General features: G+C 59.8%; 17 protein-coding genes. 12 read left to right on the top strand and 5 right to left on the bottom strand.

The window, feature by feature from the left end:
- Positions 1 to 257 precede the first annotated feature (257 nt).
- Positions 258 to 1514, bottom strand: coding sequence for a pyridoxal phosphate-dependent aminotransferase (locus ABIB60_RS01750; RefSeq protein ID WP_354577283.1), 1257 nt, complete (start codon positions 1512 to 1514; stop codon positions 258 to 260).
- An 88-nt stretch (positions 1515 to 1602) separates the two neighbouring features.
- A complete protein-coding gene (locus tag ABIB60_RS01745; protein ID WP_354577281.1) occupies positions 1603 to 1950 on the bottom strand; it encodes a hypothetical protein in 348 nt (115 codons plus the stop codon).
- Between the two features lie 82 nt (positions 1951 to 2032).
- Between ABIB60_RS01745 and tsaE the strand changes: the two genes are divergently transcribed.
- The 3 genes from tsaE (at position 2033) to ABIB60_RS01730 (ending at position 4552) form a co-directional block, all read left to right on the top strand.
- The gene (tsaE, locus tag ABIB60_RS01740) at positions 2033 to 2458 is read left to right on the top strand and encodes a tRNA (adenosine(37)-N6)-threonylcarbamoyltransferase complex ATPase subunit type 1 TsaE (RefSeq protein ID WP_354577280.1); all 426 of its coding nucleotides are present in this window, start codon (positions 2033 to 2035) and stop codon (positions 2456 to 2458) included.
- Between the two features lie 87 nt (positions 2459 to 2545).
- Complete coding sequence (locus ABIB60_RS01735) at positions 2546 to 3775, top strand: alanine dehydrogenase (protein WP_354577279.1); 1230 nt, start codon at positions 2546 to 2548, stop codon at positions 3773 to 3775.
- Positions 3776 to 3913: 138 nt separating this feature from the next.
- The gene (locus tag ABIB60_RS01730; RefSeq protein ID WP_354577278.1) at positions 3914 to 4552 is read left to right on the top strand and encodes a hypothetical protein; all 639 of its coding nucleotides are present in this window, start codon (positions 3914 to 3916) and stop codon (positions 4550 to 4552) included.
- Between the two features lie 97 nt (positions 4553 to 4649).
- Here ABIB60_RS01730 and ABIB60_RS01725 read toward each other — a convergent pair whose 3' ends face one another.
- Positions 4650 to 5567, bottom strand: coding sequence for a flavin reductase family protein (locus ABIB60_RS01725; protein WP_354577277.1), 918 nt, complete (start codon positions 5565 to 5567; stop codon positions 4650 to 4652).
- A gap of 29 nt (positions 5568 to 5596) precedes the next feature.
- Entirely contained in the window at positions 5597 to 6163 is a 567-nt protein-coding gene (locus tag ABIB60_RS01720; RefSeq protein WP_354577276.1) for a hypothetical protein, read from the bottom strand.
- Between the two features lie 222 nt (positions 6164 to 6385).
- Here ABIB60_RS01720 and ABIB60_RS01715 point away from each other — a divergent pair, with 222 nt between their 5' ends.
- The 3 genes from ABIB60_RS01715 (at position 6386) to ABIB60_RS01705 (ending at position 8708) form a co-directional block, all read left to right on the top strand.
- Entirely contained in the window at positions 6386 to 6943 is a 558-nt protein-coding gene (locus tag ABIB60_RS01715; protein WP_354577275.1) for an RNA 2'-phosphotransferase, read from the top strand.
- On the top strand, positions 6940 to 7863 hold the full coding sequence (locus ABIB60_RS01710; RefSeq protein WP_354577274.1) for a M28 family peptidase: 924 nt from the start codon (positions 6940 to 6942) through the stop codon (positions 7861 to 7863). Before ABIB60_RS01715 ends, ABIB60_RS01710 begins: the two co-directional genes overlap by 4 nt.
- 68 nt (positions 7864 to 7931) lie before the next feature.
- Positions 7932 to 8708, top strand: coding sequence for a DUF2490 domain-containing protein (locus tag ABIB60_RS01705; protein ID WP_354577273.1), 777 nt, complete (start codon positions 7932 to 7934; stop codon positions 8706 to 8708).
- Here the strand turns inward: ABIB60_RS01705 and ABIB60_RS01700 are convergent.
- Positions 8678 to 9334, bottom strand: coding sequence for a hypothetical protein (locus ABIB60_RS01700; RefSeq protein ID WP_354577272.1), 657 nt, complete (start codon positions 9332 to 9334; stop codon positions 8678 to 8680). The genes ABIB60_RS01705 and ABIB60_RS01700 overlap by 31 nt on opposite strands.
- Positions 9335 to 9430: 96 nt before the next feature.
- On the opposite strand from ABIB60_RS01700, the gene ABIB60_RS01695 reads away from it, so the two are divergent.
- The 6 genes from ABIB60_RS01695 (at position 9431) to ABIB60_RS01670 (ending at position 16944) form a co-directional block, all read left to right on the top strand.
- Positions 9431 to 9853, top strand: coding sequence for an IS1/IS1595 family N-terminal zinc-binding domain-containing protein (locus ABIB60_RS01695; protein ID WP_354577271.1), 423 nt, complete (start codon positions 9431 to 9433; stop codon positions 9851 to 9853).
- Between the two features lie 139 nt (positions 9854 to 9992).
- Positions 9993 to 11528 carry a hypothetical protein gene (locus ABIB60_RS01690; RefSeq protein WP_354577270.1) on the top strand — a complete coding sequence of 512 codons (1536 nt, stop codon included), beginning with the start codon at positions 9993 to 9995 and terminating at the stop codon, positions 11526 to 11528.
- Between the two features lie 122 nt (positions 11529 to 11650).
- Positions 11651 to 13153 carry an MFS transporter gene (locus ABIB60_RS01685; protein ID WP_354577269.1) on the top strand — a complete coding sequence of 501 codons (1503 nt, stop codon included), beginning with the start codon at positions 11651 to 11653 and terminating at the stop codon, positions 13151 to 13153.
- Between the two features lie 141 nt (positions 13154 to 13294).
- On the top strand, positions 13295 to 13513 hold the full coding sequence (locus ABIB60_RS01680; RefSeq protein WP_354577268.1) for a hypothetical protein: 219 nt from the start codon (positions 13295 to 13297) through the stop codon (positions 13511 to 13513).
- Between the two features lie 111 nt (positions 13514 to 13624).
- Positions 13625 to 16387, top strand: a complete 2763-nt coding sequence (locus tag ABIB60_RS01675; protein ID WP_354577267.1) for an ATP-binding protein — start codon at positions 13625 to 13627, stop codon at positions 16385 to 16387.
- A 176-nt stretch (positions 16388 to 16563) separates the two neighbouring features.
- Entirely contained in the window at positions 16564 to 16944 is a 381-nt protein-coding gene (locus ABIB60_RS01670; RefSeq protein WP_354577266.1) for a response regulator transcription factor, read from the top strand.
- Positions 16945 to 17000: the final 56 nt, after the last annotated feature.

Genomic DNA, 17000 nt, shown 5'->3' with positions numbered 1-17000 from the left:
GTGAAAATCGGAAAGTGCAATAGGGGTAGGGCAGGATGGCAGTGCAGGTACCATCCAGAAGAGAGCAGTAACTCCTCAAAACCGGTTAAGGCCCTGAACAGTCAACGAAATATAGCAAAGAATACCTGAGAGTTGGGCAAAACAGGCCGCATCTGTCAGGGGGCAGGTTACGGACCAGCGTACCAGCAAAAAGTACTGGCTGACCGAGGTATAATGCCCCGATCAGCCAGTAACAGCAGGATAACCTGTAGCAGAAATTACTGCAACGCTTCCAGGGCCGTGCGCAGTCGGGGCAGAGCTGCCTCAATAGACTCCAGAGAAGCACCCCCCACCGACATGCGGAACCAAGGCGAATTCTCATCGGTGCCGAACGCGCTGAAGGGCACCAGCGCCAGTCGGGCTTCGCTAATCAGATAAGAGGTCAGCTCCTTGGTAGAAGTCAGCACCTGCCCCGCGGGTGTGCGGCGACCCAGCACATCCAGCTTAGCCGTGAGGTAAATGGCCCCCATCGGAACCATCGAATCCACGGGTAGGCCGTCGGCTTTCATGGTTTGCAGGCCTTGGTGCAGTGCTTCCAGACTGTACTGCACTTTCTGCTTGAACGAGCCCAGAAAATCATCTACGGCAGTGGCTTGGGGGAGGTAGTGAGCCGTGGCTACCTGCTCGGCTTTGGGGGCCCAGGCCCCCACGTGGCCCAGAATAGCCTTCATCTTGTCAATCACTGCCGCCGGCCCAAAGGCGTAGCCCACCCGCACGCCGGTGGCGGCCAGGCACTTGGAAATACCGTCGATGTACACGGTGTAGTCGCGCAATTCAGGGCGCAGGTTGACCGGGTCGTAGTGCTCGGTGTTGCCGAAGGTCAGCAGCCAGTAAATCTGGTCGTAGAGCAGGTAGAGCGGCTTTTCCTCCGGGCCCCGGCGCTTGTTTTCGGCCAGCACCAGGTCGCAGATGGCTTCCAGATCTTCGCGGCTGAACACGGTGCCGGTGGGGTTGAGCGGGGAGCATAGGGCCAGCAGCGTAGCCCCGGCCAGGTGGGGGGCCAGCTCGGCGGCCGTGGGCATAAAGTTGTTCTCGGGGCGGGTTTCTACCATCACGGCCTCGGCCGAGGATAGGTGGCAGTAGTGGTTGTTGTTCCAGCTGGGCACCGGAAATACCACCTTGTCGCCGGGGTCAACCAGCGCCAGGTAGGTGGCGTAGATGAGCGGGCGGGAGCCGCCGGCCACCAAAAAGTCGTTGGGCGAGTAGGAGAGGCCCAGCCGGGTTTCGGTGAAGGCCGCGGCGGCCTCGCGCAGGGCGGCCATGCCGTTGGCGGGTGGGTAGTTGGTGTGCCCGGCCTGGTAGGCCGTGGTGATTTCGGCCTCCAGCTCCGCCGGAATGGGGAAAATGGACGGGTCAAAGTCGCCGATGGTGAGGTTGCAGATTTGCTCCCCCTTGCGAATCATGTCGTTTACTTCGTTCCCGATTTTGATGATTTCGGAGCCAATCAGGCTGCCGGCCATTCTCGAAACTTGCATGGGTCGTCGTGGTTTGGATCGGCCAAATATAGAAGGCTGTAGTTGCCGGGCCCGGTATATCCGCCAAAAACCCCGAAAATCGGCGTTTTCAGCGAGGTACTACTTGCACGTTGCGGGGAGCCTCCGGCCAGAAGCGTACCGTTGTAGAGTCGCCGGGGCGGAGCTGTTTCACCCGGTTCCGGTGGTTCTCCGTGTACTGAGCCAGCAGTGTATCGGGGCCGTAGACATAGCGTAGCGTTAGCAGGTGCGCGCTCCGCTCCCGGCGGTTGTGCACGACCAAGGCGGGCCGCGCCAGGCCGTGCAGCCGCTGCCGAGCCTGCTGGTACAACCCGAAAATAAGGAGCCCAAACATCAGGATAGTGCCCACCACCCAAAGGGTAGCCCTGCGGGTATGGATTGCGGATGGAGCCGAAGTAGCAACTATCGGTACGGACATAGTAAAGCCATCTATTCTGCGGCAGATTAACCAAATTTGCGGGCCCAGGTTATTCGGGCGTACTCATACGGCCTTCTTTCAGATGACTAGCCAGACCATCGAAATACCTTCCCTCGACGCTCTGCCCGCCGCGGCGGAGCAGGTGCGAGCCGCCATTCAGGGCCATACCATTCTCTGCTTTGAAGGGGAAATGGGCGCCGGCAAGACCACGTTCATTAAAGCGTTGTGCCGGGCCCTGGGGGTAGCGGAGGAGGTCAGCAGCCCCACCTTCTCGCTGGTGAATGAGTACCGGGACGGGCAGAACCGGCCCGTGTACCACTTTGATTTCTACCGCCTCGACCACCCCCGTGAGGCCGAAGGCATTGGGGCCTTGGAGTACTTTGATTCTGGCTATCTTTGCCTGATAGAGTGGCCCAGCCGCATCGAAAGCCTGCTACCATCGGATCGGCTGCTCATCACCATCACCGTTACCGGACCCTCCTCCAGGGAATTAAGAATTGAGAATTAAGAATTAAAAATGGTTGGTTCTGCTTCCTGCGAAATCAGTCATGTGCTCAATTCATAATTTTTAATTCATAATTTTTAATTCAAGAAAATGCCCGACGCAGTACCCCCCGGATTTGAGCAGCTAGCCACCAGCCGCGCGTATTTCACCCAGGAATCTATGCTGGCCGTGGAAACGCGCAAGCGCAAGCTGTTCATTGGGCTGCCCCGGGAAACCTCCCTGCAGGAAAACCGCATCTGCCTCACGCCCGAGGCCGTGAAGCACCTGGTAGAATCGGGCCACGAAATTCTGCTGGAAAGTGGCGCCGGGGAGCCCAGCAAGTACTCCGACCACGACTACTCCGAAGCCGGCGCCACAGTGGCCTACTCGCAAAAGGAGGTATTTGAGGCCGATATTATTCTGAAAGTGGCCCCGCCCACCTATGATGAAATAGAGTACATGCGGGCCGGCCAGACCCTGATTTCGGCCCTGCAGTTTGGCTCCCTTACGGCCGAGTACATCACAGCCCTGCTGCGCAAGAAGATCAACGCCATCAGCTTTGAGCTGATCAAGGACCCCTCGGGGGCGCGGCCGGTGGTACGGGCCATGTCAGAAATTGCCGGCTCCACCGTCATGCTCATTGCCGCCGAGTACCTGGCCCGCTCCAACGAGGGCAAGGGCATTATTCTGGGCGGCATTACCGGCGTGCCGCCTTCCCAGGTAGTGATTCTGGGAGCGGGCACGGTAGCGGAGTACGCCACCCGGGCCGCCATTGGGCTGGGGGCCGAGGTGAAAGTGTTTGATAATCATCTCTATAAGCTGCGTCGGCTCAAACAACACCTGGGCCAGCCCCAGCTCTACACCAGCACCCTCGACACCTTCGCCCTCAACCAGCAAATCCGCCGCGCCGACGTGGTAATTGGGGCCTTGAATGCCGAAGAGGGCCGCATTCCGTTCATGGTGTCGGAGGATGCCGTGTCGATGATGGCGCCGGGCTCCGTAATTATCGACGTGAGCATTGACCAGGGCGGCTGCTTCGTCACCAGCGAAATGACCAGCCACAGTAAGCCCGTCTTCCGCAAGTACGACGTGATTCACTACTGCGTGCCCAATATTGCCTCGCGGGTACCGCGCACCGCTACCAACGCGCTGAGCAACATTTTCACGCCCATTTTGCAGGAAATCAGCCAGCACGGCGGCATTAACGAGGTGCTGTTCACCAACGAGCATTTCCGCTCGGGCGTGTACGTGTACAAAGGCTCCCTCACCAACGCCAGCATTGCCCGCAAGTTCAACATGCGCTACAAGGAGCTGGCCCTGATGATTGCCGTGCGGAATTAAGGGGGTAGTTTACAGTAAACTTACCGAAGACAGGGTAGAGGTTTTGGCAGATATTACGCTCTATAAACTTCATTTTATACTGGCTAACCGAACGGGGAAGCCTACAAACTGTACTCTTGACCTTATTATGTTCTGCGAATGAAACTATTTGTCTTTGCCTTTCGGTCCGGGCTGCTGGGTTTTAGCTTATTAATAAGCAGTTGCTCCTTATTCGGCACCGGTGGTCATACCACGGCAGAAGGTGTTGTGGTTGATTCCGTTACAGGTGAGCCGATTGGTCAGGCCCAGGTATGCCTGTTCAGCAACAAGCGCAGTAGTTCTTCCTCTGCTTTCAATAAAGTAGGAGACTGTCACGATACAGATGCACAAGGGAAATACTCATTCTCCTTTGAAGCGGACGAAGATCTTGAGTATATCCTGCGCGCTGACTCTAAGAGTGGATACACGGACTTCGTAACAGCGCCCAAGCTCAAGGGTGGCCGCAAAAACAAGGATATTCGGGTACCCATTAATGCTCTCGCCTGGGTTGCAGTACATCTGTTAGATGTACCACCGCGAGCAACTGCGTTAAATGTCACTGTCTGGGGGTTTTATGAACCAGTTATGATCCGTCCCCCACTGGACACAGTATTTTATAGAGAAGTGCCAGTCGGAGACTCGAATATCGTTACCTGGCAATTGAACGGTAGCGTTACGGTGCCTAATCTTAATACAGAGCATCGCATTCCTTTTACAGTGAAGGGTTTAGATACTGCTCGGATAGAAATTCGATATTAATCGCGCCAACAAGCTGGCTCTATACGTCGCGTCTGTAGGCCTTTCGGTTTATGCTGTGTGGACAGGGGCAGGCGAAGTAAATTTCAAGCATAGAAACCTACCCGTCCGCCATCAGCAGCACCTTCCAGGCGTCCAGCAGCCGACCGTCTTCCAGCAGCTGCTTACCCAGTTGCATCAGGGCGTCCTTCTGCTTAACGGCCTCGGGGTGCTTGCTGAGGGTGTAGCTGACAATGGGTTCCTGGCGGAATTGCTGCACCTCGGCGGGCGTTGGGATGGACTGCACCTCGATGTTGGCGAGGCGGCCCAGGTTGTTGCCAGTCAGGATGTCGGAGGTGCGGATGTGCGCCGGGAGCTGGTCGATGCCGATGCCGAGGTTGCGGTTGGGCTTGGGTACCTCGAACAGCGTTTCGGCGGAGCGGCTGTACCAGTCGCCACCGAGACGGGCCACGGCATCCAGCTTCCGTGGGTCGATGCCGATGCCGGAGGGCAGGATGATGTCTTCGCGGAAGTGCGCCAGCACCACCCGGCACAGCACCAGGTTGCCGGCGCCGTTGTTCTGGCCCAGCTCAATCACCTGCTCCACCACGCACTCAAAAGCGGCCGGGGCCTCCAGCACCCGGGGCGGACGCACCTGCTGGCTGGGCACGGCGGTAAACCCGGCTTTCACAAACTCATCCACGCCCTTGGCGTACTCGGTGCTGGCCAACGACATCTGCTCCACCATATCGTAGCTGCAGATGTGCACCACGCACTCGGCCACCTCACGCACGTTTTGCAGGGTGTGTTTCTGGGAGTTGTCGCGCACCCGGTTGGCGGGGGAGAAGGCCAGAATGGGTGGGTTGGAGCCGAAGCAGTTGAAGAAGCTGTAGGGGCTCAGGTTCACGCTGCCATCGGCCGCCACGGTGCTCACGAAGGCCACCGGGCGCGGGGCCACGGCCCCCACCATAAACGGGTGCCAGTCGGTGGGTGAGAGGTCGGAGGGGACGATGCTGCGGAACGGGGTGGAAGTAGGCATGGGGGCGAAGTTCGGCGTTGGCCGGCAAATTAGTCATCGTAGGTCCAGCGGCGGGTATGACTGTTGTAGGTGGCATCTACCAACATTCCTGTGGCATAGCTCAACCCGTAGCTTGTACTGTCCGCCGTGATGCGTGAAGAATAATACAAAAACGGCGCTGGGCTGAGCGTTCCAAAACCTGTAACCGGCACCTTTGGCAGGTATCGAGGTACCAACTGCATCAGGGAATCTGGGTAGTGGTGCTGCTCCTGGTGGTAGGCAGCCAGGGCCCCAATCAGGGTGGCTGCCCGTTGCTTGGAAGTATGATTCTGCCACTGGTGTAGCAGTTGATATTCCGGCACCTGCAAGGCCAGCACGGCTATGCCCACCAACCAGTACTGCCGCCGGGTTGCAGACAGCAAGGTGACGTGGCTTACTCCTAACGGTAGAGCTATCAGGGCAGCTACCCCGCGTACTACCACCGCCAGAAGCGCCAAAAAACCCAGTAGCGGAATGGGCGGAAACAGCCAGGTACTGGTTTCCAGTTGCAGCAGAAATAACAGCGCCAACAGGACCAACCCGTAATACCACAGATGCTTGCGTTGGGAAAGAGGCATAATAGAACAGGATAATTACCGATTCCTGTAGCAGTATAGAGAGTTGATGCGGCCAGTTGATGGGAACGCCTCGCCCGGGTTTGGTAGGGTACAACGTTGGGCCGCGCTCAAAAATACAATTCAGCGCTGATATGGTCTAACGCCTGGATATCGTTGCTATTTTACCGGGCCGTTGCCTGCCCACGCTCGATATTTCTTATACGCTAAGCCTTTCTCTTTCCAATGCAGAATATAGACCTAAGCAAGCTCCTGAGTTATGCCCTGCGCCATAACCCCACCGAGCTAGGCCTCACGCTCGATGCCCAGGGCTGGGTGCCGGTTACGGAACTGCTAACCGCGCTGCAAGCCCGGGACACCAGCATCAGCGCGCAACAGTTGCAGGCGGTAGTGGCCTCCAACGACAAAAAACGGTTTGCCTTCTCCGAAGATGGTCGCCTACTGCGCGCCAGTCAGGGTCACTCCGTGGAAGTTGACTTAGGCCTGACACCGGTACCGCCCCCCGAAACCCTCTACCACGGCACCGCTACCCGGTTTCTTAATGGTATCCTGTTCGAGGGGTTGCGGCCTGGGAGCCGTCAGCATGTGCATCTCTCGCCCGACCAGCCCACGGCCGATGCAGTTGGCCGGCGCCATGGTAAACCCGTAATTCTGCTGGTGAAGGCGGGTGAGTTGCACCGGGCGGGCGGGCAGTTCTTCCTGTCGGCCAACGGGGTGTGGCTGACGGCCGCCGTGCCCCCGCAGTATGTGGCGCTTGAAAATAGTCACTCGGCAGCCCTGTGAGCAGGACGCTGTACTGTGTGGGCCTGTTGGCGCTGCTGGCAGGGGAGCTGCGCGCCCAGCCGCTACCCGCCGATACAGCCCGCCTGCGCCGCCATATCCTGGCCCTCACCACTACGCCCGAGCCCCGCAACTACCTCCACGAAGCCAGCCTCAACCAGGCCGCCGACTACATCAGGGCGGAGCTGGCAGCGGCCGGGGCCCGGCCTACCGAGCAGCCCTACGAAGTACAGGGCCGCGCCTACCGCAACATTCTCGGGCATTTCGGGCCGGAGAATGGGCCGCGTATTGTCATTGGGGCGCACTATGATGTGTGCGGGGAGCAGCCCGGGGCCGACGATAACGGCAGTGGCGTGGCCGCTCTGCTGGAGCTGGCGCGGCTGCTGGGCCGGGAAAAAGCCTTGCCCTACCGCATTGATGTAGTGGCCTACACGCTGGAGGAACCGCCGTTTTTTCGCACCCGGCACATGGGCAGCTACGTGCACGCGCAGTCCTTGCACAAAGCCGGAACAGCCGTGCGCGGCATGGTGGCTCTGGAAACGCTGGGCTATTTTGACGACCGGAAACACACCCAGGACTACCCATTGGGACCATTGAAATGGGTGTATGGCAGCCGGGGCAACTACGTGACGGTGGCCCAGAAATTTGGCAACGGCCACTTCGGGCGGCAGTTTGCCCGGCGCTACCGCACGGCGGCCCACCTGCCAGTAAAGCGGTTCAAAGCGCCCGCCTGGCTGCCCGGAATCGACTTTTCGGACCACCTCAACTACTGGCACTTCGGCTACCCGGCCGTGCTGCTTACCGATACCGCCTTCTACCGCAACCACCACTACCACGAGCCCACCGACACCCTGAACCGCCTGGATATGCGCCGCCTGGGGCTGGCCGTGGATGCGCTACTGGCTACCGTGCTGCAGCCCTGACCCGGCCAACCCGCGCCCAGACACCGGCGTACTGCAGAGCGGCCCCGCTACCACGGGGCCGTTATTGCATGAAGAAATACCTGTGTTTGCTGGGCTGCGGCCTGTTGCCCGTAGTCGGTTTCGGCCAGATACCCCGCCTCCTCGACCACAACACGCTGGCTTGGTTTGTGTACTCCGGCGACAATCAGCTAACTAAAAAGTGGGCCCTGCACACCGAATATCAGTGGCGGCGCATCAACTGGGTGCGGGCTCCGCAGCAGCAGCTGGCCCGGCTGGGCCTGGTGCGCCAGTTGTCGGAGCGGGTGAAGGCTTCGGGCGGATACACCTACTTTCAAACGCACCGCTACGGCGAGTACCCCACGGTGCCCAACCGCCCGGAGCCGGAAAACCGCCTCTACGAAGACCTTTCCCTGAACGACCAGTTGGGCCGCCTGACGCTCACGCACCGGCTGCGGCTGGAGCAACGCTGGCTGGGCACCCGCGCCGAGCAGGGGCAGGGCGAGGTAGAGAAATGGGAGTTCCAAAACCGCATCCGCTACCAGCTCTCGGGGCAGTGGCCGTTGCAGGGCCCCTCGGTAGATGACCGGGAGTGGTACCTGAACGCGTTTGATGAGCTGTTCATCGGCTTCGGGCGCAATGTAGGTGACAACGTATTCAACCAGAACCGCCTATCCGGGGGGCTGGGCTACCAGTTCACGGACAAGGCCAAGGTCGAGCTGAACTACCTCTACCAAGTCAGCCAGCACGCCGAGCCGGAACCGGTTTCGGGGCGGCCGGTATTCGAGATTAACCACGGTTTCCGCCTGAATGTGCTCTACGACCTGGATTTTGCGGGGCGGGAGTAGGTGGTCAGTGCTGGCGGAAGTGTGCCCACCCACACCCAGCCGGTTTGCACCAGTAGGTACTCATCGTTGTCTTCGGGCTGACAGAGGAAATGCGGTTTTTCGAGAGCCCACGCTGGCCAGCCGTTGGGGTAATTGAACGAGTCGACCAGGATGTGCCAGGGGTGCGTCTGCCACGTCAGCTTATTGGCGTTGGGCAGCTCCCGATATTCCGCCGGCAGGGGTGGGCCATCGGGGTCTGCCTCCCCGAAAATAGTCCGGTAGTAAGCGGTTCGTTCGCCGATTCCTGCTACTACCTGGGAGCTATGCGCAAACTCCGGCCCCACCAGCCACACGGCGGCGTAAACGGGGTCGGGTAAGGCGGTCAGAGCCGGTTGCCACGCGAAGAAGGTAGTGAGCAGATGCTGAGCAGCTACCTGCCGTACCAGCTTCGGCGGCTGCCGGTGGTGCCAGTGCCACGGATGCAGGCCCAGCTTGGCGTAGTAATACTGCCGTTCCAGTACAGCATCTATGGAGAGCAGAGCAGCACAAGTACTTTCTGCTTGGAGCCTGCGCAGATGCCGCTTACCGCCGCGTACTCTCTGGTTAGCCCAGTAGCAAATGCCACGACGATGTTTGAGTTGTTGCACGGAAATAAGTAAGTAACGAAACCTATTTTTGTTGCTAAAATACTATATCTTTACTAATTAGCTATAGATTATCTGTAAGTCCTTACTCACCCCAGTATGTCTCAGTTGCGTTGCCCCAAGTGCGAATCGATAGAAGCTACCAAAAGTGGGGTAGTAGGAGGGCGGCAGCGGTTCAAGTGCAAGAACTGCGGCTACCACTACTCGGTGGCCAAAACGGGCAAGGAAACCAGCCCATATTACGTAATAAAGGCCTTGCAGCTGTACGTGGAGGGCGTGAGCTACCGGGAAATTGAGCGGCTGCTGGGCGTGAGTCACGTATCGGTAATGAACTGGGTGAAGAAGTACGGCGTGAAGGCCCCCCGCCAGACGGACTATCACCCCACCTATAAAATCCTCAATCAAAAGGAACTGGCGGAGTTCTTTCAGCACCCCGAAAACCTGAAGGAGGCTGGGTTGATGGTAACCGAGCTAGGGGATAAGTACATGATGATCAAATGGGAGCGGTTTAAACAAGCCTAGTACTATAGGTGATTAGCATTACTATAGCTCCGGTGTGGCTTCTTGGGCAGGATTGCTCTACTTGGGTTACCCCTCCGGCGCCCTGGCAGCGGCGGGTGGGTGCCGCTAACCTATCCCCCTCCCAACATCCACCCAACTCATGCAAAAAGCCCGTTACGCCATCACGCTAAGCGCGCTACTGGCGGCAGCCGGGGCCTCCGCCCAGGTTACCCCGCCGCCACCCGCCGAGGTCCCGGCTCCACCGCCGGCCGCGCCGGTTCCGGTGGTAGCAGCCCCCGCTCCGCCGCCCACCGAGTCGGCACCCTACGGGCCGGGCATGAAGGTGAACATCTCGGCCGACGGCTCCAAGTACATCCGTTTCATTACCTGGCACCAGATCTGGACGCGCTACACGGAGAACAACACGGGCACGCTACGCGCGCCCGGCAAGCCCCAGTCCGACCAGATTGATTTCTCCCTGCGCCGCTCCCGCCTGATTGTATTGTCGCAGCTGAACCCGCGGTTTTTGGTGTACACCCACATCGGCATCAACAACCAGACGGCCGTGAGTGGGGGCACAGCCCCCACCGTGGACGGCAAGAAGCCCCAGCTGTTCGTGCACGAGGCGGTGGTGGAGTACAAGGTGAATAAGTACCTGAACCTGGGGGCCGGGATGCACTACCAGAACGGCCTCTCGCGCATGACGCGCTCCAGCACCATCAACTACCTCACCCTGGACGCGCCGCTCACAAACTGGCCCGTTATTGAGGCCATCGACCAGTTTGTACGGGGCATTGGGGTGTACGGCAAGGGGCGCGTGGGCAAGCTGGACTACGTGCTGTCGGTGAATGAGTCATTCCTGACCAACCAGACCGGCGCATTCAGCACCCCGCTGGGCCTGGGCACTACCACCGGCACCGGCACGGCGCGGGTGAACACGGGCACCAACACGGCCCAGTACAACCCCCAGGGCACCAACCACATCTACCAGGGCTATTTCAGCTACGAGTTCCTGGATCAGGAAGCCAACCTGCTGCCCTTTAACGTGGGTACCTATCTGGGCTCGAAACGAGTGTTCAACATCGGGGCCGGCTTCTTCTACAATAAGGACGGCATGTACTCCCGCTCCACGGGCAGCGTGCTGAATGCGGCCGCCATTGATGCCGCCACTGCCGCCGGCACCGGCTCCCTGAACACCATTGGCACCAACAAGCACGATATTGCCCTGTTCTCGGCCGACGTGTTTTTTGATACGCCCATCAACAAGGAAACCGGCACGGCTTTCACCGCCTACGCCGTGTACTACAACTACAATATGGGCCCCAACCACGTGCGCTTTATTGGGGCGGCCAACCCGGGCTGGGGCACCGATGCCCGCCGCGGCAACGCCGTGCCGCACTCCGGCACCGGCAACGTGGGCTATGTGCAGGCCGGCTATCTGCTGCCCAAAAGCCTGCTGGGCCCCAAGCTGCGGGTGCAGCCCTACGCCTCCCACCTGCTGGCCGGCTACGAGGGCCTGCGCACCAGCGGCGGCGAGCAGAAAAACGTGAACATCTTCGATGCGGGAGCCAACTTCTACATCGATGGGCACAACGCCAAGTTCACGCTCAACTACCGCGCCCGTCCCGATTTTACGAACGTGAACAACGTGAACTACAAGCCGGAAATCACGCTCCAGACGCAGGTAGCCCTGTAACAAAACCCTTAATCCAGGCGGTGGCAACGTAGGAATCGGCGGCTGAAAAGCGGCTGATTCCGGCGCCGTACGTGGTTTGCACGCTTCCTCTGACATCTTCCCACTTTACTGCTCACCCTCTTATGCACCAGAACCTACCGCAGCGCGACGCCTACGCCGGTGCCGCACCCCTGGGCGGCTCGGCTCCCGCCGATGATGCCGTTACCCACGACAACAACGCGGTTTCCTCCAGCAAAATCTGGCAGGTAATTACCGCCTCCTCCGTTGGCACCGTCATTGAGTGGTACGACTTCTACATTTTTGGCTCCTTGGCCGCCATTATCGGGCCGGTGCTGTTCGGCTCCACGGGCAAGCTGGAAGATTCCTTGCTCGGGGCGTTGGCCGTGTTTGGGGCGGGCTTTGTAGTGCGGCCGTTCGGGGCGCTCTTTTTTGGCCGTATCGGCGACATGATTGGCCGCAAGTACACCTTCCTGGTTACGCTGCTTATTATGGGCGGGGCTACCTTCGTAACGGGCCTGGTGCCCAGCTACGATACCATTGGCATTGCCGCCCCCCTGATTGTGGTGGTGCTGCGCCTGTTGCAGGGCCTGGCCCTGGGTGGGGAGTACGGCGGGGCCGCCACCTACGTGGCCGAGCACGCCCCCGATAAAAAACGGGGCTACTTCACCAGCTTTATCCAGATTACGGCTACTGGCGGATTGATTCTGAGCATTTCGGTGATTGTAATTACCCGCAAAATTCTGGGCGAGGATGCCTTCAAGGAGTGGGGCTGGCGCGTGCCGTTCCTGCTGTCGGGTTTGCTGGTAATTGCTTCGTACTACATCCGTCGGAAGCTACATGAGTCGCCGTTGTTTGCCAAGGCCAAAGCCACTGGTACCACCAGCACCAACCCCCTGCGCGACTCCTTCGTGAACCCCGTAAACCGCCGCTTGGTGCTTATTGCCCTGTTCGGGGTGACGATGGGCCAGGGCGTTATCTTCTACACCAGCCAGTTCCAGGCGTATTCGTTTATGAATAACACCCTGAAAATGGACCTCGTGGATTCCAGTACCATTTTGGTTGTGGCCATGCTGCTGGCTACCCCGCTGTTCGTGTACTTCGGGGCCCTCTCGGACCGCATCGGCCGCAAGCGCATCATTATGACGGGCATGATTTGCGGGGCGTTGTTCACCATCCCGCTGTTCTACGGCATCAAAGCGTTTGCCGGCCCGCTCACCGAAATTACTCCCGCTACCGTAGATGCCGCCGGCAAAGCCGTACCGGCCGTCATGAAAGCCCTCACGCCCAACATCCCGGCCATGATTGCGCTGACCTTCATTCTGGTGCTATTCGTGACGATGGTGTACGGACCCATTGCGGCTTACCTGGTAGAACTGTTCCCTACCAAAGTGCGCTACACCAGCCTCTCGGTGCCCTACCACATTGGCAACGGTGTATTCGGGGGCTTCGTGCCGCTGGTGGCTACCTGGATAGGGGTGTGGGCTACCACGCAGCCGGAAGGCACCTTCGCCAAAGACCATAGCAGCCTCATTGGTCTGGCTTACCCCTGTATCATTGCTCTAATTTGCTTCTTTATTGGGGTAGCCTACATGCGTGACGTGCGCAATGTGCGCATTATGGACTAACAGCCAGTTGCTTACCGACGGAAGTCCGCCGCGCCGCTGGTTCGGCGGACTTCTGCGCGAAATAGTTATTCCGTCCACTCTCCAAACGGGTGGAAAAACCGGGTTGCTTGTGTAAACTGGCACTACTTTTCACCTTTCCGAATGGCTGCACCTTCCTCCCCTGAGCGTACTGAGCAGCGCCGCGGGCAGCGGCTGTTGTTTGTGGCCGTACTGTTTGCCGTGTTGCTTAATTTTCCCTTCCTGGGCGTCTTCAACCACGATGCCCGCCTGGCCGGCATTCCGGTGCTCTACCTCTATGTGCTGCTCATCTGGGCACTGTTGGTACTGCTCACCGGCTGGCTGGTTAAGGCGAAGTTGTGAAGTGGTGAAATTGTGAGTTGACGTTCTGTCGGCGCCAACCGCACGGAAAACACATATTACACGACTCCACTGCCTCACCACTTCACGCTTCACAAATTCACCTTCCCCCACGTGCCCACGCTGCTTGTCATCGGCTTTTCCTTCGGCTACCTCGTGCTGCTGTTCGGGGTGGCGTATGCGGCGGAGCGTCGGTCGGCGGAGCGGCGCAGCTTGGTGAGCAACCCCTACGTGTACGCCCTGAGCATGGCCGTGTACTGCACCGCCTGGACGTACTACGGCTCGGTGGGACGGGCCGCGCACTTCGGGCTGGAGTTCATTGGGATTTACCTGGGGCCTACGCTCATGGCCCCGGCCTCGTGGCTGGTGCTGCGCAAAATCATCCGCATCTGCCGCGGGCAGTGCCTCACCTCCATTGCCGATTTCATTTCGGCCCGCTACGGCAAAAGTGCCGGGCTGGGTGCCTTAGTTACGGTAGTATGCGTGCTGGGCGTGGTGCCCTACATTTCCCTGCAAATCAAAGCCATTGCCGCTTCCTTCGACATCCTGACCCGGGATGTGGCTACCCTGAACTTGCCGGTGCAGGATGCTTCGGCGGCGGCGGGCTCGGCCTTTTACACCACGGTGGCGCTGGCGTTTTTTACCATCGTGTTTGGGGTGCGCTCCATTGAAGCCACCGAGCGGCACGAGGGCATGGTGCTGGCCGTAGCCCTGGAAAGTCTGGTGAAGCTGGTGGCGTTTCTGGCCGCCGGCCTGTTCGTCACCTACGGCCTGTTCAACGGCTTTGCCGACGTGTTTGAGCGGGCCGCCGCCCTGCCCGAGTTGCGCCGCCTGTTTACGCTGGAAGGGGCCGGCACCATGCCGGGACAGTGGTTTACGCTGCTGCTACTGAGCATGGCCGCCATTCTGCTGCTGCCCCGGCAGTTTCAGGTGGCCGTGGTGGAAAACGTGAACGAGGACCACCTGCGCAAGGCCATGTGGCTGTTTCCGCTCTACCTCATCGTTATCAACCTGCTGGTGCTGCCCCTGGCCTTCGGGGGCCGCCTGCTTGACCCCACCGGCCGCTTCGATGCCGATACGTTTGTGCTGGCCCTGCCGCTGCAGGCGGGGCATCCGTGGCTGGCGCTGCTCATTTACCTGGGCGGGCTGTCGGCGGCCAGCAGCATGATTATCGTGGAAACCATTGCCCTGAGCGTGATGATGAGCAACCACCTGCTTATGCCTTTGCTGGTGCGCATTCCGGCGGCCCGGGGGCAGGCGGCGCACTGGTTTGCCCGCTTGGGGCAGGTGGCCCTCAACAGCCGCCGCATAGCGGTGGTGCTGGTGCTGCTGCTGGCGTTTGGCTACTACGTGGCGGTGGGCCACCTGCTGCCGCTGGTGAACATCGGACTGGTGTCGTTTGCGGCGGTGGCGCAGTTTGTGCCGGTGGTGCTGGGCGGACTCTACTGGAAAGGCGGCACCCGCCAGGGTGCCACGGCCGGTATTTCGGCTGGCTTTCTGGTGTGGTTTTTCACGCTGGTGCTGCCCACCATGGTCGGGCCCGACATGCTGCCCGATGCGCTGCTGACCAACGGGTTGTTTGGCCAAAGCTGGCTGCGGCCGTTTGCCTTGTTCGGGTTGGAGGGGCTGGATTATCTCTCACACGGCTTGTTCTGGAGCTGGTTTTTCAACCTGGGGCTGTACGTGGGCGTGTCGCTGCGGCGGCAGCCCTCGGTGCTGGAACAGCGTCAAGCCGAGCTGTTCGTAGATGTGTTCCGCCACGGTACCGGCTTCGAGGGACCTACCGGCTGGCACAGCGCCGCCGCCCTGCCCGATGTGCGGACCCTGCTGGTGGGATTCCTCGGAAAAAAACGCACCAACCAGGCCCTGCGGGTATTCGAGACGCGCTTCCCCGATGCCCACGTAACCGATGCCATAGCCCCGCCCCAGGCCGACCCGCGCCTGCTGGCCTACGCCGAAAAGCTGCTGGCCGGCTCCATTGGCCCCGCTTCGGCCCGGCTGCTGCTGCGCTCCTCAGTAGGGGTGGAGGATATCAGCTTCGACAACGTGGTGGGCATTTTGCGCGAAAGTCAACAGCTGCTGGAAGCCAACCGCCAGCTCCAGAAGCAGCAGCGCCAGCTACAGCGCCTCACCCAGGAGTTGCAGCAGGCCTACGACCAACTCCAGGAGCTCGACCACCATAAGGATGAATTCCTTTACACCGTCACCCACGAGCTGCGCACCCCCCTCACCAGCATCCGGGCTCTGGCCGAAATCCTCTCCGACAACCCCGACATTGAGGAAGAGGAACGCCAACGTTTTCTGCTCACCATCACCAAAGAATCGGAAAGGCTGAGCCGGCTGATTACGCTGGTGCTGGATCTGGAAAAGTACGAATCGGGCAAGGCCAGGCTGGAAGTGGAGGCCGTGGATGTGGCCGACGTGGTAACCGATGCCCTGGAGGCGGTGGGCCAGCTGATGCGCGACAAGCAGATTCAGCTGGACCTGGCCGTGCCGCCCGCTCTGCCCCCGCTGCCCGGCGACCGGGACCGGCTGATGCAGGTGCTGGTGAACCTGCTCAGCAACGCCGTAAAATCGTGCCGCCCCGATGGTTCGGGGCGCATTGCGGTGGGCGTGGAAGTGCTGCCGGAGGCCCTGCGCGTCACGGTGCAGGACAACGGCAAAGGCATTGCCCCCGAATTTCACCAGCTCATCTTCGACAAGTTCTTCCAGGCCCGCCACCAAACCATCCGCAAGCCCGAGGGCTCGGGGCTGGGCCTGGCCATCACCCGCAAAATCGTGGAGCTACACGCCGGCCGCATCTGGGTGGAAAGCCAGCCCGAGCAAGGGGCCCGGTTTTCAGTGGAACTGCCTTTCTTAATCGATAATGAAAAATAGAATGAACGTCATGCTGAGCCTGCCGAAGCATCTCTACCGCTTCGTTACAATACTATTTATCTACTCCTGGTAGAGATGCTTCGACAAGCTCAGCATGACGTTCATCCTGCCCAAACTGCCTCATAACTCGCCTTTGCTCAGAATACCGCTCTTTTCCCCGAAAACAAACCCTTCCCATGTCAACGACGCCCCACATTCTCATTGTCGATGACGAACCCAACATCGTCATGTCCCTGGAGTTTCTGATGCGCAAAAGTGGCTACCAGGTCAGCATTGCCCGCAACGGCACCGAGGCCCTGGCCGCCGTGAACGAAACGGCCTTCGACGTAGTGCTGCTGGACGTGATGATGCCCGACGTGGACGGCTACCAGGTGTGCCGCCATCTGCGCCAGCGCCCCGACCGGGCCGGTACCCGCGTCATTTTCCTGTCGGCCAAGAGCAAGGAGGCCGACATTCAGAAGGGCTACGACGCCGGGGCTGACCTGTATATTCCCAAGCCTTTCAGCACCCGCCAACTCATGACCACGGTAAAAAACCTGCTGAATACGCCCGCCTAAGGGCCGCCAGCCATTCCAAACCCGTATCTTTTGCCAACTCAAGCCCCCATCATAAC

Source organism: Hymenobacter sp. UYP22 (genome assembly GCF_040547285.1).
Taxonomy (GTDB): domain Bacteria; phylum Bacteroidota; class Bacteroidia; order Cytophagales; family Hymenobacteraceae; genus Hymenobacter.
The sequence above is the reverse complement of the archived record's forward strand: the minus strand, read 5'-3'. Positions and strand labels throughout refer to the sequence as shown.